At 65.9% G+C, this 15,197-nt stretch carries 13 protein-coding genes; 9 read left to right on the top strand and 4 right to left on the bottom strand.

Annotated features, from left to right (window positions below; genetic code table 11):
* Positions 1-42: 42 nt before the first annotated feature.
* The 5 genes from AC3ANM_RS17425 (at position 43) to AC3ANM_RS17405 (ending at position 3,426) form a co-directional block, all read left to right on the top strand.
* Complete coding sequence (locus tag AC3ANM_RS17425) at positions 43-1,530, top strand: hypothetical protein (protein ID WP_488285679.1); 1,488 nt, start codon at positions 43-45, stop codon at positions 1,528-1,530.
* 127 nt (positions 1,531-1,657) lie between these two features.
* Positions 1,658-1,894, top strand: coding sequence for a toxin HicA (locus AC3ANM_RS17420; RefSeq protein WP_488285678.1), 237 nt, complete (start codon positions 1,658-1,660; stop codon positions 1,892-1,894).
* Between the two features lie 23 nt (positions 1,895-1,917).
* The gene (locus AC3ANM_RS17415) at positions 1,918-2,238 is read left to right on the top strand and encodes a type II toxin-antitoxin system HicB family antitoxin (protein WP_488285677.1); all 321 of its coding nucleotides are present in this window, start codon (positions 1,918-1,920) and stop codon (positions 2,236-2,238) included.
* 117 nt (positions 2,239-2,355) lie between these two features.
* Positions 2,356-2,583: a hypothetical protein gene (locus AC3ANM_RS17410; protein ID WP_488285676.1), complete on the top strand. Its 228-nt coding sequence runs from the start codon at positions 2,356-2,358 to the stop codon at positions 2,581-2,583.
* A gap of 105 nt (positions 2,584-2,688) precedes the next feature.
* Positions 2,689-3,426: a hypothetical protein gene (locus AC3ANM_RS17405; protein ID WP_488285675.1), complete on the top strand. Its 738-nt coding sequence runs from the start codon at positions 2,689-2,691 to the stop codon at positions 3,424-3,426.
* Between the two features lie 45 nt (positions 3,427-3,471).
* Here the strand turns inward: AC3ANM_RS17405 and AC3ANM_RS17400 are convergent, their stop codons facing one another.
* A complete protein-coding gene (locus tag AC3ANM_RS17400; protein WP_488285674.1) occupies positions 3,472-3,699 on the bottom strand; it encodes a hypothetical protein in 228 nt (75 codons plus the stop codon).
* Positions 3,700-4,384: 685 nt separating this feature from the next.
* Between AC3ANM_RS17400 and AC3ANM_RS17395 the strand changes: the two genes are divergently transcribed.
* The 3 genes from AC3ANM_RS17395 to AC3ANM_RS17385 are packed head-to-tail and all read left to right on the top strand — an operon-like array spanning position 4,385 to position 10,517.
* A complete protein-coding gene (locus AC3ANM_RS17395; RefSeq protein ID WP_488285673.1) occupies positions 4,385-6,130 on the top strand; it encodes a type I restriction-modification system subunit M in 1,746 nt (581 codons plus the stop codon).
* A complete protein-coding gene (locus tag AC3ANM_RS17390; RefSeq protein WP_488285672.1) occupies positions 6,127-7,389 on the top strand; it encodes a restriction endonuclease subunit S in 1,263 nt (420 codons plus the stop codon). Before AC3ANM_RS17395 ends, AC3ANM_RS17390 begins: the two co-directional genes overlap by 4 nt.
* Complete coding sequence (locus AC3ANM_RS17385; protein WP_488285671.1) at positions 7,389-10,517, top strand: type I restriction endonuclease subunit R; 3,129 nt, start codon at positions 7,389-7,391, stop codon at positions 10,515-10,517. The genes AC3ANM_RS17390 and AC3ANM_RS17385 overlap by 1 nt, the downstream gene beginning before the upstream one ends.
* A 166-nt stretch (positions 10,518-10,683) precedes the next feature.
* Here the strand turns inward: AC3ANM_RS17385 and AC3ANM_RS17380 are convergent, their stop codons facing one another.
* From AC3ANM_RS17380 to AC3ANM_RS17370, 3 genes are all read right to left on the bottom strand, one after another.
* Positions 10,684-12,462 (bottom strand): DUF262 domain-containing protein, encoded by a 1,779-nt coding sequence (locus tag AC3ANM_RS17380; protein ID WP_488285670.1) that lies wholly within the window; start codon positions 12,460-12,462, stop codon positions 10,684-10,686.
* Between the two features lie 263 nt (positions 12,463-12,725).
* On the bottom strand, positions 12,726-13,478 hold the full coding sequence (locus AC3ANM_RS17375; RefSeq protein ID WP_488285669.1) for a hypothetical protein: 753 nt from the start codon (positions 13,476-13,478) through the stop codon (positions 12,726-12,728).
* A gap of 699 nt (positions 13,479-14,177) precedes the next feature.
* Positions 14,178-14,330 carry a hypothetical protein gene (locus AC3ANM_RS17370; RefSeq protein ID WP_488285668.1) on the bottom strand — a complete coding sequence of 51 codons (153 nt, stop codon included), beginning with the start codon at positions 14,328-14,330 and terminating at the stop codon, positions 14,178-14,180.
* A 102-nt stretch (positions 14,331-14,432) separates the two neighbouring features.
* On the opposite strand from AC3ANM_RS17370, the gene AC3ANM_RS17365 reads away from it, so the two are divergent.
* Positions 14,433-15,047, top strand: coding sequence for a hypothetical protein (locus AC3ANM_RS17365; RefSeq protein ID WP_488285667.1), 615 nt, complete (start codon positions 14,433-14,435; stop codon positions 15,045-15,047).
* Positions 15,048-15,197 lie beyond the last annotated feature (150 nt).

Here is a 15,197-nt window from a genome sequence, read left to right as displayed (position 1 = left end):
ATGGGACGTCGACCGACGAGGCGGCGCGCGATCCTGACCGTCGTGGCCGAGCTCTATCAACCGGGGTGGGCCGCCGGCCAGACGCTCACCGGCCTGGTCGAGGCAGTGGTCGACCACGAGCTCGGCGCCGCCGCGAACCAGCACGTTCGGGATTGCGCCATCGAGGCCACCAAGAAGGTGCTGACCCGGCACTACCGGCACCCCACGCTGCAGCGGCTCTGGCACGACCTGCTGGATCGGTCGACATTGCCCAGCGACGACGCCGACCACGTCCGCCTCGGTGCGGCGCGCGCGGCCTCACTTCGAGCCGAGCTGTGGAAGGCGGATGAGCGATTCGCGCTGGTTTCGAGCGCCGTCAACGAGTCCGAGGCGGCGACGCAGGAACCGGTCAGGGTCGGCCACCTGGAGCGGGCGGCCGAGCAGTTGCGGTTGCTGCTCGACGCCGCCCCGCGGGCGGATCCCCTGCTGCTGCACCGGGCCAGCAGCAGCTGGCTCGCCATCCTTGACTCCGCCCTCTCGGGCGCCACCCTGACCCGGCTGACCTGGCGGTTCGCCGAGGTGGCCATCAAGGAGGGCCATGCCTGCTTGCGTGCGGCGTGGCGTGGGGCGCCAGGCTTCGCCCTTCCGGCGGGCGACCTCCCCAAGGACGAGTGGCTGTGGCAGCGCTCCTGGCCGTGGACGGTCGCCGCCGGAGCCCTCCTGCTGCTGTCGGGGACGAGCGTCGATGACCTCGGCGCGGCCACGCGACGGTGGGCGTGCGAGCACCTGGACGGCGTCGAAGGCGAGGTCGACCTCGTCGAGGTCCTCACGAGCGGGGCGGATCTGGCCCTTCGTGGCGCACGCGTGGGCCGGGCCGTGTCGTATGCCCAGGCGGCTTGGCTTGCCAATGGACGCTCGTTGCCGCCAGACCAGCTGCTTGACGTGTCGGCGCGAATCGCCGGCTTCCTGTTCGCCACCGGCGGGGACCAGGCTCACGTCCTGGCGCTCATCGCCCGCGTCAGCAGCGTTCTTGACGGCGACATCGCGACCGGACCCGATGACCCCTGGCCGGACTGGATGACGTCGGCGTACTTCCTGGCACTGCGCGGGGCCGTGACTGACCCCGCCGCCGCCAGGGACCGGCTGACAAGCCTCTGGCTCGGCTCGATCGGGCCGCACACTCCCCCGCCGCAGCCCAGCATCTGGCTCCTGAGCGGCGCCCTGGTGGAAACGCTGCAACGGTGCGGTGAACCCGCACTCGCCGGTCACGTCGCGCGTCGCTCGCTGCTGCTGGCGCAACCGAGTAACGCCAGCGAAGCCGTGATCAAGCGATTGCTCGATGACGCGCGCGAGCGCCACTCCACCCAAAACACACCCAGCGACGCTGCCGGAATCCGCGCGTCAGCCTCGGCGCTGGTCACGGCAGCACTCCGCGACCCTCAACCGTTGGATCATGAGACGACCTGGCTGCTCCAGGGACTACTCGAATTGGCTCAGCTGGAGCGGACCGCCCCCCACCGACGCATCGTGCCGCGCAACGCGTCACCCTGAGCACCCCGTGCCCGTCGGTCTTCTCGGGCGGACCGAGCAGCGCCCGGACCCAGGCACGCCCCATCGGCTCCGCCCGACCCTTGAGGGGTGGTACTACCCCTAGTACCATTGCGTGGTGTCGTCACCCGTGGAACAGATCGTCGCGGCGATGCGCGCGAACCCACGCAACATCAGCTTCAACGATCTCCACAAGGTCTGCGAGCACTACTTCGGCAAGCCACGCACCACCGGCGGCTCCCACGCGGTGTTCAAGACCCCCTGGCCCGGTGACCCGCGCGTGAACATCCAGAACGACAAGGGCAAGGCCAAGGCGTACCAAGTCCGTCAGGTCCTCGCCGCGATCGACAAGCAGGAGGCCATGTGATGCCAGCGCTCGCACCAGTGGACGTGTCCCACTACACCTACCGTGTTGCGTGGTCGGCAGAAGACGACCAGTTCGTTGCCGCCTGCCTCGAGTTTCCGTCCCTGTCCTGGCTGGCCGACAGCCAGATCGCCGCGATCCAAGGCCTGCAGAACCTCCTCCTTGACGTCCTCGCCGACATGGCGAACGAGGGCGAGACGATCCCCGCCCCCTTGTCCGAGCGCCACTACTCCGGCAAGTTCAACGTGCGCGTCGGCGAGGCGCTGCACCGCAACCTGGCGATGCATGCCGCCGAGGAACACATGAGCCTGAACCAGTACGTGGTCAAGAAGCTCGCCTCCTGCTGACCACCCGGTCGTTCCCGGGCCGACCGGGCCAGCCGATGGGGCTTGACGACCGCCCGAGTTGGCCTGACGGTTGGCGCCTCCTTCGGCAATGCCGGTCCGCGATGAGCACACAACTGGATGAGTCCCCGGCCCGGAGAGCTGCTGCGCCTCGGGGACCGGCTCCGGCAAGGACGCCCCCAGCGCCTCCCACACGGGTGGCTGTTCACCTTCGCCGCCGACGAGGAGATCGAGATCGGGTCCCGATCGTCCGTGATCCTCGACGACCGCCGGCTCACCGCCGTCGCGGGCCGGGAGAGCTTTGACGACGCGCTGCGCCGGGTCAAGTCACAGCCCCTGCCCAGCTGAGCCGCCCGCCCCGCTAGCGAATCGTCGGCGCGACGTCGGAGCCGACCACTACAGTGCCAGCCAGCGCGACCCTCGGGGGCGCGCACGAGTCCGGGGGGACCACCGATGAACCCATCCCAGCGCACCCGGTGGCGGGCCACCGTGACTGCCGTCGTGCTCGGCCTCGCGGGCGTGGCGCTCGCGGCACCGCCCGCCAGCGCGGACACGTGCTACATGGACGCCGGTGGCGTGATCGTCTCGTACGAGTGCAACCACCCCAGCGGGCCCGATGGGCCGATGCCGCCGCCGACCGTGGTCGTGACCGGGATGACCCTCACCTTGAGCGCGACCCACGTGACGTACGGGCAACCGGTCACCGCGACCGTGCACCTGGACCCGCCACCCCAGCCCGGCCCCCCGGTGCCCGTGGACGGGTTGCCGGTGCAGCTGTGCTGGCGGCCCACCGTCGGTGCGGCCACCTGCACGACCGCGCTCACCGACACCTCGGCAACCGCCGCGTCCACGTTCCGGCCCGCGACCGGCGGCCGGCTCACCGCGAAGTTCGCCACCACCGGCCGGTTCGCCGCCGCGGTCGACGTCACCAAGACGCTGACGGTCGCCCCCGCCGCCGCCGTGCGCCGGGTGGGCCGCACCCTCACCGTGACCGTGCAACCGGCCGCCGCGCAGCGCGCCCAGCTGCAACACTCGACCAGCCACGGCTGGGTCAACACCGGGACCGCCAAGGTCACCGGCCGCACCGGCACCGCGACCTGGGCCGGCCTGGCCGCCGGCACCTACCGGGTCGCCGTCCCCGCGCAGGGCGGTCGCGCCGCGCTCAACACGGCCCCTATCACCGCCCGGTAACCCCTGACACCACCACCCGCGAGCCCCGATCGGGCCGCCCGCGGGTCAGACCAGTTGCGGTTGCTGCTGGGGTGAGCACGGCCCGAACCGGTCCGACCGCTCCCCCAGCCACGAGTGCCCGTGCGCGCAGGTGAGCCGGATCTGCCGGACCCCGTCGGGGAACACGACCGCCTTGGCGATCCAGTGCCCGTCCCAGTCCCCCGCGTCCGCGGCGACCGCACCGCCGGCGACCTCGGAGGCGGCACCGGCCGGGCCGAACTCGTCGGCGCGCACCCCACCGGATGCCCATCCCTGCCGCCGGGGTCCGCAGCCAGAGCCGCGAACGCGGCCCCCGCCACGACCCAGACCGGTACTGGCGGGCCTTGGCCATCTTCGACACCCCGGCGCACTCCCCTGCCACGACCAGACCCGTGCGCGCGGACACGCCCCCCGGCAACGGGCCCACCCACGGCGCGCACCGCCGCCTGGGCCACACACCTGACCTGGCAATCGCTGACGAGGCTGGCGCTTTCAAGTTCGACCCCCCCCCCGGGTTTGAGCAACATGCTGGTTTTCGCATAAGCCCAGCTCAGAACCGATTTGCGACTCGCCACCGGCCACCCCCTGACGCCCACTGCGTGCCCGCGCCACGGGCAAGCAGCGGGCACGAAACGGCGAGCCTGACTCTCAGGCGCCGCACCACCTCTTGCGGGGCGGCGAGAGGCGGTGGCGCAAGGCCAGCTCACTCATGCCGACGCCAGTTGGGGCGACGGGGTGTGCCACTCGGTCACGACGGCGGCTCGGACCCAGGCGACCGGCAACGCCCCGGCCGTCTGCAGCAGCATGCTGAGCAGACGGTGCGGGTGGGCGCCGACAAGCCGGCGGCGGTTAGAGCGACAGCGGCCACCGCTGCCAGCGGTCACCGCCAGTCTGCGGCAGACTATGCAGCCATCGCTCGTCGCCTGTCGTGAGGAACTCTGTGAGCACGCTCGGAAGCTTCATCTGGTCCATCGCCGACCAGCTCCGGGGCCCCTACCGCCCCAACCAGTACGGCACCGTGATCCTCCCGTTCACGATCCTGCGACGCCTGGACTGCATCCTCGAACCGGACCGGGCCATCGTGCGGGAACTGGCCGCAAAGTACGACAACCCGAATCGGCTCAAGGTCGAGGTCACCAAGGCCACCGGCCGACCCTTCTACAACACCTCGAACTACTCGTTCGCCAACCTGCTCGCCGACGCCGACGGACTGGCGGACAACCTGACCGACTACGTCGATCGATTCTCCTCCGACGTCGACGTATTCGAGTACTTCGACTTCAAGAAGGAGATCCTCGCCCTGGAGAAGGCCGGTCTCCTGCGCGAGGTCGTCAAGGCGTTCGGAGCCGTCGACCTGCACCCGGACACTGTGTCGAACTCCGACATGGGCGATGCCTTCGAGTACATCATCCGCAAGTTCAACGAGGCCGCGAACGAGACCTCAGGCGACCACTACACGCCGCGCGACGCGATCAAGCTGCTCGTGGACCTGCTCTTCGCGGAGAAGGACGCGGCCCTGACCGAGGGCGGCATCGTCCGAACGCTCTACGACCCCACCGCTGGCACCGGCGGCATGCTGTCGCTGGCCGAGGAGCACCTGCTGGCTCAGAACCCCGACGCCCGGCTCAGCCTGTTCGGCCAGGAGTACAACCCGCAGTCCTACGCGATCTGCAAGTCTGACCTGCTCGCCAAGGGTCACGACGCGACCAACATCGCCTTCGGCAACACCCTCACCGACGACGCGTTCACTGGCCGCCAGTTCGACTTCTGCATGTCCAACCCGCCCTACGGTGTGGACTGGAAGCAGTATGCCAAGACCATCACGAAGGAGCGCGACGAGGCCGGCCCCTTCGGCCGCTTCGCGCCCGGCCTGCCGGCCACCTCCGACGGGCAGATGCTGTTCCTGCTCCACCTCGCCCACAAGATGCGCGCGCCCGAGGATGGCGGCGGCCGCGTGGGGATCGTCATGAACGGCTCGCCGCTGTTCAACGGAGGCGCCGGTTCTGGCCCGTCCAACATCCGCCAGTGGCTGCTGGAGAACGACCTCGTCGAGGCCATCGTCGCGCTGCCGACCAACATGTTCTTCAACACCGGCATCGCCACCTACATCTGGATTCTCGACAACACCAAGCATCCCGACCGCAAGGGCCTGGTCCAGCTCATCGATGGCACCCCGTTCTGGACCAAGATGCGCAAGAGCCTCGGCTCGAAGAACCGAGAACTCAGCGAGCCGGACCGCACCAGGGTCGTCCAGCTGTACGACGACTTCGCCGACGCCGACCCCGACTACTCCAAGGTGATGTCCAACGACGAGTTCGGCTACTGGACCATCACCGTCGAGCGCCCCCTCCTCGACGAGACCGGCAAAACGGTCGTCGACCGCAAGGGCAAGCCCAAGCCCGACCCGAAGAAGCGCGACACCGAGAACGTGCCCTTCACCTACGGCGGCTCCACGGCCGGTGCCGCAGGCAGGGTCGAGGTCATCCAGTCGTACTTCGACACCGAGGTGAAGCCCCACGTCCCCGACGCCTGGATCGAGTGGACGAAGACCAAGACCGGCTACGAGATCCCCTTCACCCGCCACTTCTACAAGTACGTCTCACCCCGCGCCCTCGCCGAGATCGACGCCGACCTGGAGAAGCAGGTCGCGAAGATCCTGGATCTTCTCCAGGAGGTCGAGGGATGACGGCAACATCCTTCAAGTCGTCTCGCCTGGCGCGCTACCTCGACGGTCTTCGCGACGGAACTCATGGGACCTTCGAACGAGTGGGCGACGGCATTCCGTTTCTCAGCGCGAAGAATGTGCAGGCCGCCGGGGTCGTAGTCGGAGACGAGAGCATGGTCAGCAGTCAGGATGCCGCAACGATCGTTGCGTCGGGTTATCCCGCTAGAGGGGACGTCCTGTTAACGATTGTCGGATCAGTCGGCCGGTCGGCGGTGTACGAGATTGAAGAATCGCTTCCCTTTCAACGCAGCGTCGCATTCTTGCGGCCAGATCATCGACTTGAGCCGGCGTATCTGAACTATCAACTTCAGTCGAAGGGCCTGCAGGACCAGATCGCACTTTCCACCAAGACCTCCGCCCAGCCTGGTCTCTACCTCGGCGAGGTTGGCTCGCTGAAGATCTCGGTCCCCTCTCTTGACGAGCAGCACGCCATAGCCGGCTATCTCGACCGCGAGACCGCCCGCATCGACACACTCATTGAGGAGCAGCAGCGCCTGATCGAGATGCTCCGCGAGCGGCGACGCACGCTTCTTGTCGAAGCTACTTGCCGTGGCGTTTCGGCGTCAGCTTCTCTCAAGCCAACGGATGTCGGTTGGCTTGGCGATGTGCCCACACACTGGGAGGTTGTCGCGATCAAGTGGCTGACGGCTGTCAAGCGTGGAGCCTCGCCTCGGCCGATCGACGATCCGATCTACTTTGACGACGACGGCGAATGGGCGTGGGTTCGAATCGCCGACGTCACAGCCGCTGGCGCGGAGGGCGTGCTTCGGTCAACCACCCAGACTCTCTCGGATCTGGGCAGCTCGCTAAGCGTGAAGATCCACCCAGGCGCACTATTCGTCAGCATTGCTGGAACCGTGGGCAAGCCATGCATAACCAGCATCAAGTGCTGCATCCACGATGGCTTCGTCTATTTCCCTGACCTTCATGTCGACCCATGGTGGCTCTTTCGAATCTTCGAGGCGGGTGAGTGCTATCGGGGCCTCGGCAAACTTGGAACGCAGCTCAACCTGAACACCGACACCATCGGCAGCATCAAGGTTCCTGTGCCGCCCCCGAACGAGATTCAGCAAATACTTGCCTACATCGACGAACAGACCGGGAAGGTTGACAGGCTGATCTTCGAGGCCGAGCGATTCATCGAACTCGCTCGTGAGCGTCGGTCGGCGCTGATCACGGCGGCGGTGACGGGGCAGATCGACGTACGGGGGGTGGCGTGATGGGTGATCACAACGAGGTGGTGTTCGAGAAGGAGATCTGCGGTCACCTCGCGGCGCACGGCTGGCTGTACTCGGAGGACGACACCGGTTACGACCGGGAGCGGGCGCTGTTCCCGGAGGACCTGGTCGCGTGGCTGGACGACACCCAGCCGACGCCGTACGAGAAGGCGCTGAAGGCGGCGGGATCTCCGGCGAAGTTCCTCGACGTGCTGACCGCGGCGCTGGACAAGCCGCTCGAGCACGGCGGCGGCACGCTGAACATCTTGCGCAACGGGGTGCAGTACATCGGCGGCGGGCGGCTGAAGATGGCCCAGTTCCGGCCCGAGACGTCGCTCAACGCGACGACGAACGCCCACTACGCGGCCATGCGTGTGCGGGTGATGCGACAGGTGCACTTCTCCACCGCCGACCAGCGCAGCATCGACCTGGTGTTCTTCGTCAACGGGATGCCGGTCGCGACGGTGGAGCTGAAGACGGACTTCACCCAGTCGCTGGACGAGGCGGTCCAGCAGTACCGCAAGGACCGCAACCCGCTGACCAACGGCCGCCCCGAGCCCTTGCTGTCGTTCGGGCACCGGGCGCTGGTGCACTTCGCGGTGTCCAACGACCTGGCGGCGATGACCACCCGGCTCGAGGGGGAGAAGACCCACTTCCTGCCGTTCAACACCGGCTACGACGCCGGCGCTGGCAACGCACCCGGCGCGGACGGGCGGTCGTCGACGGCGTACCTGTGGGAGCGGGTCTGGGACAAGGACGCCTGGCTCACCATCATCGGGCGACTGATGATCGTGGAGACCAAGGAGGAGTGGGACGTCGCCACCGGCACCTCGGTGCGGCGGACGAATATGCTGTTCCCCCGGTTCCACCAGTGGGAGGCGGTCACCGACATCGTGGCCGCGGTCACCGAGGAAGGCGTCGGGCAGCGTTACCTGATCGAACACTCGGCCGGATCGGGCAAGACGAACACGATCGCCTGGACCGCGCACCGGCTCGCCCGCTTGCACGTGGATGACAAGAAGGTCTTCGATTCCGTGATCGTGGTCGTGGACCGGACCGTGCTGGACGGGCAGTTGCAGGACGCAATCCGGCAGATCGACGGCACCGGCAAGATCGTGGCGACGATCAGCCCGGAGGACGTGCGCAAGGCGGGCGCGAAATCGAAGTCCAGCCTGCTGGCGACGGCATTGAAGAACGGTGAGCTGATCATCGCCGTGACAGTGCAGACGTTCCCGCACGCACTGGAGGAGATCCGCGCCGACGCCGGCCTCAAGGGCAAGACGTTCGCCGTCATCGCCGACGAGGCGCACTCCTCGCAGTCCGGGCAGATCTCCTCGAAGCTCAAGCAGGTCCTAACCGCGGAAGAGATCAAGGAGATCGAGGACGGCGGCGAGGTCGACGTCGAGTCGATCCTGGCCGCAGAGATGAGCGAACGCGCCGAGTCGCGCAACATCTCCTACTTCGCCTTCACCGCCACCCCGAAGAACAAGACCCTCGAGCTGTTCGGACGCAAGGGTCCCGACGGCAAGCCCCGCGAGTTCCACCTCTACTCGATGAAGCAGGCGATCGAGGAAGGCTACATCCTCGACGTCCTCAAGGGCTACCAGGCCTACGAGACCGCCCTGAAGATCGCCGGCAACACCACCGGCGACGGCGAGGTGGAAGAAAGCGCGGCTCGGAAGGGCCTGATGCGGTGGGTGCGGCTCCACCCGACCAACATCAGCCAGAAGGTGCAGATCATCGTCGAGCACTTCCACGCCAACGTCGCCCACCTGCTGGAGGGCAAGGCTAAGGCGATGATCGTGACCGACTCCCGCAAGGCCGCGGTCAAGTACAAGAAGGCCATCGACGCCTACATCTCCAAACGGGCGGCCGAGGACGCCTCTTACTCGTACCGGACCCTCGTGGCGTTCTCCGGTGCGGTCCGGATGGACGAGAACGAGGTCTGGGCCGAGGAGTGGGGCCCGACGCCGGGTGAGGACGACGAGTTCACCGAGGCCAACATGAACCCCGGCGCCGGCGCCGACCTGGCGGCGGCGTTCAAGGGCGAGACCTACAAGATCATGCTGGTCGCCAACAAGTTCCAGACTGGGTTCGACCAGCCGCTCCTGTCGGCGATGTACGTCGACAAGAAACTGTCGGGCGTGACCGCGGTTCAGACGCTGTCACGCCTCAACCGCACCCACCGCACCGCCAGTGGGGAGCAGAAGCGCAAGACGTTCGTCATCGACTTCGTCAACAAGCCCGAGGACATCAGGGCGGCCTTCGAGCCGTACTTCAGGAACGCCACCCTGGAGACCGAGACTGACCCCTACGTCGTGGTACACCTGGCCACCAAGCTCGCCCAGGCTGGCATCTACACCGATGACCAGGTCCGGCAGGTTGCCGAGCTGTGGGTCACCCGAAAGGGCAACAACGCCCTTTCGGCGGCGATCAGCCCGGCCCAGCATGACTTCGCGCGCCGCTACGCCCGGGCGCTCGAGGTGGACGACAAGGTCACCCTCAACACCCTGGACCTGTTCCGCAAGGACGTCTCGACCTACGTCCGGCTCTACGACTTCATGAGCCAGATCGTCGACTACGGCGACCCCTACCTGGAGAGCCTCTCGATCTTCCTGCGGCTGCTCGAGCGGGTCATCGACGAGTCCTCATGGGCAGCAGAGGTCGACCTCTCTGACGTGGTCCTGGTCGGGGTCAAGCACACCAAGGGCGCCGCGGTCGACATCTCCCTATCCGGCGACGGACAACTGAAGGGCATCAGCGCCGCCGGCACCGGCACGAAGAAGGAGCCGAAGTACGTCGCCCTTCAGGTCGTCATCGACAAGATGAACGACCTCTTTGGGGCCGAGTCGTTCGCTGAGTCCCAGGTCGAGGAGTTCGTCCAAGGTCTTGTCCGGCGACTGCTGGCCTACCCCGACTTGGTCAAGCAGACCCGGGTGAACTCCAAGAAGCAGTTCCTGGAGTCCCAGGACTTCCAGGCGGCGGTCACCGAGGCAGTCATCGACAACCAAGGCGCTCACAACACCATGGCGGACTACTTCTTCAGCGACGGCCCCGGGATCAACGGCGTCATCCTCGCCCTGGCGGACGCGTTCTATGAGGCGGCAATCGACGAGCCCGCGAGTGCTTGAACTAGAGTGATTAGGGACTCCCCTAGTCAGCTGCGGGAGCCGGACCGCTTCTCAGCGGTCGCGTCTACGTGGGGGCGTGTAGTAGCTGTCGGACCTGGACACGTAGAGACGGAACGGGCCACGGGGTCTGCACACGCGATTGTGGCTGATGGTCTCCCCCACACCGCTAACCCAGAGCGAACCGTTGAATGACCTTCTCTGCGATCACTCTCGTCCGGGTCGTGATGTCATCGACCGTCCATGAGTCCTTGGATGCCAGCTGAGCGTTGAGAGCAAGTCCGTTCTTGTACCCGATGAATCTGCCCTGGGAGTCGGTCCGGTCACGCTTGTCCTGAAACGCCTTGTTACTCAGGGTGCTGTTGTAAGCCGTGATGGTCAGGTTCCCGAGCTTGTGAACATCGACTTCCTGTGCCGCCGATGCCGCCTCTGCGCCACCAAGCATCACCTTCCAGGCGTCCGGGAGGTTCGACCCCTGAGGCAGGATGTGCTCGATGGTCCAGACAAAGTGCCCCTTTTCTTGGGCCCAGAGATCCTTCCAAGTCTCCTTAGTCATCGCATCCTCTGACAGGGTCGTGAGGATGAACCGCGCGACGTCCGTGTTCTCGTCGTAGATGGGCCCTTCAAGACGCTTGCGGAACTCCTCATCGCTGGATGAGACAGCACCCAGCTCCTTGGTGACAGCGCTGACGACGCCCTCGCCGCTGTGGCCGGCGAGCTGGTCGATGATCGTCATGAAGAGTTTGGGCAAGGTGTAGGTCTGCGGATAACCCGTGAGGTTGCGCCGCACGAAGAAGCTGGTCAGACGATCGACGATGGCGACGTGTTGGCTCTCGGTCAGCCCTAGGTCGTCGGACTTGCTCAGCAACCACATGACCAGGACGTAGGAAGGCGCGCCTTGTGCGCGCATCAGCTGCCGAAGGGAATCGTCGAGTTTCGTGGGGTGGTCGGTCTCGGTGACGCATGTGACCCGACCGTAGATCTTGCTGGCCGCGACCAGGGCATCCACGCCGGACTTGATGTTGCCCGCCAGGAGCGTTTCGTAGATCCGGATGAGCCTGGTCCTTGTCGCCACCGGCGCGTTCGTGACTTCGGGCAGCTCGGCCTTGAAGGCGTTGTAGAAGTGGCGAAGGAACCGCTCGTGGGTGGCGTAGCTGCTCCCGAGGTTGGTGAGCATCTCGTTCCAGAGCTTGAACGCATCGTCAACGTTCATCGCCGCCTTGCGTTCGGACTCTGCCAGCAGGTGGTTCTTGATGAGATCGACCGGTGTCAACGGCATGCCACGGTTGTTGAGCGACTCGAAGAGCACGAACGCGTCGGCGTGATTGGCGACTTCGATCTTCACCAGGACCGCCTGTTGCACAGCTTCCAGGATGTGCAGTGCCGCCTTGACGTGCCCCAAGCCGTCGGACTCGGCGAACTCACTGATGGCGTCACGGAAGTAGTTGAAGCACTTCGCGACTCGCCTCATCGGGAAGTACGGCTGATGTGTGGACTCGACCTTCAGACCCGCCGTGCTCAGAACACGACGGTAGTCGTCGCGGTTGTGGCCTTGGGTCTGAGGAGTGACGCGCGGCTCACCGTCGGCTTTGCGAACGAGCTGCCGTCCGAGGTTGGTCAGATCGGTTCGAGTGTCGTCGTCCAGTTCCTCGTAGTGGTCCTTCAGCACCGAATACACCGCAGCAAGGAGCAGCGTCAGGGTGGTCATCCGCTGCTGCCCGTCGATCACTTCCAACACGCCGCTGTGCACGGCGTCGGTCGTCTGGTTAAGCGTGATGATGGTGCCGAGGAAGTGCGCCCCGTCGGCCTCAACGAGATCCTGGAAGAGGTCCTCCCATTGGGCCTTCTGCCACGAGTACTCCCTCTGATAAGCCGGGATGCGGTACATCAGGTTGCCCTCGTAGCTGAGCAAGGTGTGCACCGGGTACTGGGTGGCCGACTTGATCACGAGGGCAGCCTAGAGCGTCTGAGGAGCCAGGGCCCGTTCTCGCGGCTTCCTCTTGGGGGGATGTCCAAGTCGGTTTGGCGGGTCCCGAGGATTGTCCGGGTCGATGCGCTGTCGAGGGCTTCGATCTCGCCCTGCCGAACCGTCATCAAGTGGCGGGAGTCAGAGAACGCCTCACGATGGGGCGGAGAGGCCCTGATGAGCACGGTTGCGCTAGTTCTTCCCTTGTGCAGAGGCGGAAGTTCGTCAACCCATATTGTTGAGTCTCATTCGGGTGTCACTTCGAGCGTCACTCGGTCGTAGCAGTCGGCAGCTTGGGGAACTGGTCGTAGTCGCTCGTGCCCGGCTGCCAGATGGCACTCACTGGAAGTGACCCGTCCAAGACCTGGTAGCTGACCTCGCCCCCGACTTCGGTCAGGCCGAGGTGAGCGGCTACGAGGATCTTGGGGATATCGGGGGTACCAGCCGCGCACTGGCGCCTGGACGGGAACATCCAGCACGACGATGGAGGGGGTACCGAGGCCGGCAAGCCGTTCGTGCATGTCTTCCTCCTGCCAGAAGTAGATGAGTTCTCCGCCCCACATCCCGAACAGCCATCCCAGTCCGTGGGGGTCCTCGAATGCCTGGCGGGTGGTCACCGCGCAAGTTCGGCCGATCCGGGCGTCGCGTTGCCCCGTTTCGGGTCTGAGCATGTGCCCGGCCCGGAGCCGCTCGGCGTCTGCGTCGGTGAGGTGGCCTTCGCGTTGTGCCCGGGTGATGCGTTGCATCGCCAGGGCCTCGGAGGTTGCTCGGAGGCCCTGGCGCTCGATGTCGCCCCGTTCGGCGTCGAGGAGTCTCGTGCAGTGGTAGACACGGACGCGATGGTCGTCGGCCGTGAGAGTGGTGATGATGTCGGCTGCTTCCGTCTCGGTGACTTGCAGGTCTGTGGCGTCGTCGGTGCTTCCGCGTACGCGGTCCGCGACTCCCGCGACGGCTTGCTGCGTTTCGGATGGCCAGGTGCCCCTGTCGTCGAGGAGCACGGGCGCGGATGGGTGGGGTCCCGGACGGTTCACAGCAGCAGCCGGCCCTTGTCGAGGTAGTCAGGGGCAGCCCAACCGGCCGCGGACACCTTGGGGTGGCCGCTCATGAACCGGCGGAGCCCCTCAAGGGTGCCGGCGACCTTCGCGAGGAGGTCGCGCTGCTTAACGATGACGGTCCGATCGGTGAGGGCGTCGCTGAGGCCATTGGCGGGCAGCCTGGCGCAGCTTCCGCACTTGGCGCAACGGTTCTAGGACCTGACGAATGCCCTCGGGGTTGCCTTGGCATTGCGGCCTAGGAAGTGCTCGAGCCGTTGGAGGGTGCCCATGTTCTGGCCCTGGTCGTCCAACTTGGGGCGCCGCAGGCGTCGAGCGCCGTGGAGCTGAGGTTGTCGGACAGGAGCTTGTCGGTGGTGAGCACGAAGGCGTTCCACTCGTTGGTGGACGGCCGCAACAACCAGCCCCAGTCGCAGGGGCGCTCGGTGGTCCGGAACGGCGGCGCCTGGTAGCTGAGGCTCCAGATCTCGTTTAGGGCTTCCACTTGCTGATGACCTTGTCGAACGGCCCGATGAAGTCGGGCCAATGGCCCATCTGTGCCTGCCACCAGATGGGGTGGGGCTTCACGGCGTCGCCGAGGGTGGGCTGCTCCCACGTGCGCAGGCGCTGCTGGTGGATCGGCGTGAGTTAGGCAAAGTCGCAGTACTACGCGCCGACGTAGCGGGGGATGGCCTCTACCGGCTGGGTGAGCGCACCGACGCCGTACGCGAACCCGGCGTGCACCGTGTGGATCTTGTCGTCCTCGCACTCTTCGTCATCGTCGTACGCGTCGGCCCCGATCCCGAAAGTGAACCCCAAGTCGTCGTGCGCCCATCGACGCCCCCTCGGGTGACCACGTCCGGAATCGGCTTTCCCGCGCGCCCGTTTAGGGAGCCGCTGACACGGAAGTACGTTGTTGGCATGTCAGAAGACGAAGGGGCGGCGTTCACCATCGAAGTGCAGTACGCGCACGCTATGTCTATAAGACAGCTCGTCGTGAACTACCTGCGTGCAGTGGAGCGCTTCCGTCTGCAATACGCACGATCACAAGATCAAGAGTGTCAAGTCGAGTCGGAATCGCTTGGCTACGCGGCCCTCGCTGAAGCCCTAGGTTGGGCCGATTCGATCGACAATTATCTTCGCGAGGGGCCACGGCATTCTCCCGGCACCGATCGTGACAAGAACTGGGCCGACTCGCTACCCAATGGCGAGAAGGACCTGATTCTCGCCTTTCAGCGAGTCAGAAACCTTGTGCACCACCGCTGGTGGCAGGCCCTCGCCACGCGTATCGACCAAAGCGCACAGGTGAATCAATGGGTTTGGGGGAATTTGCCGGTCGGTGCTGGCCGCGGCAGCGGACGGTCCGCAAGCATGGATGCGGCCTACGAGCGACGACTCAAGGGCCTCGACCTCATGACTTCACTGGACGAGTTAGCGTCAGTGTTCTGGTCGAAGCGAGCTTGGGAGATAAGGCGGCAGGATGTCGAGCAGCCGGGCTATGTAGTAGCGTCGCCGATCGTCTTCGACGGCGAGTAGAGGCGGCATCGAGCGGCTTATGCCTGCCTCGGATCCTGCCTTATCCGTCACTCAAGACGCCCCGATCCCGAGAAGACGTACGTCATCAATCGTGCGGATCGAGGCTGATCCGAGCGCCAGCGCCAAACCCAACCGGTTACCCAAAACGCC

The organism is Oryzihumus sp. JJN4-3R, from assembly GCF_057747915.1.
Note: the sequence above shows the minus strand (reverse complement) of the source record. Positions and strands in the feature narration are given on the sequence as shown.

Excerpts from the sequence above, each read along its gene's own strand:
- AC3ANM_RS17410 (WP_488285676.1), top strand. The coding sequence starts at position 2,356 with ATGAGTCCCCGGCCCGGAGAGCTGCTGCGCCTCGGGGACCGGCTCCGG.
- AC3ANM_RS17405 (WP_488285675.1), top strand. The coding sequence starts at position 2,689 with ATGAACCCATCCCAGCGCACCCGGTGGCGGGCCACCGTGACTGCCGTC.
- AC3ANM_RS17390 (WP_488285672.1), top strand. The coding sequence starts at position 6,127 with ATGACGGCAACATCCTTCAAGTCGTCTCGCCTGGCGCGCTACCTCGAC.
- AC3ANM_RS17385 (WP_488285671.1), top strand. The coding sequence starts at position 7,389 with ATGGGTGATCACAACGAGGTGGTGTTCGAGAAGGAGATCTGCGGTCAC.
- AC3ANM_RS17365 (WP_488285667.1), top strand. The coding sequence starts at position 14,433 with ATGTCAGAAGACGAAGGGGCGGCGTTCACCATCGAAGTGCAGTACGCG.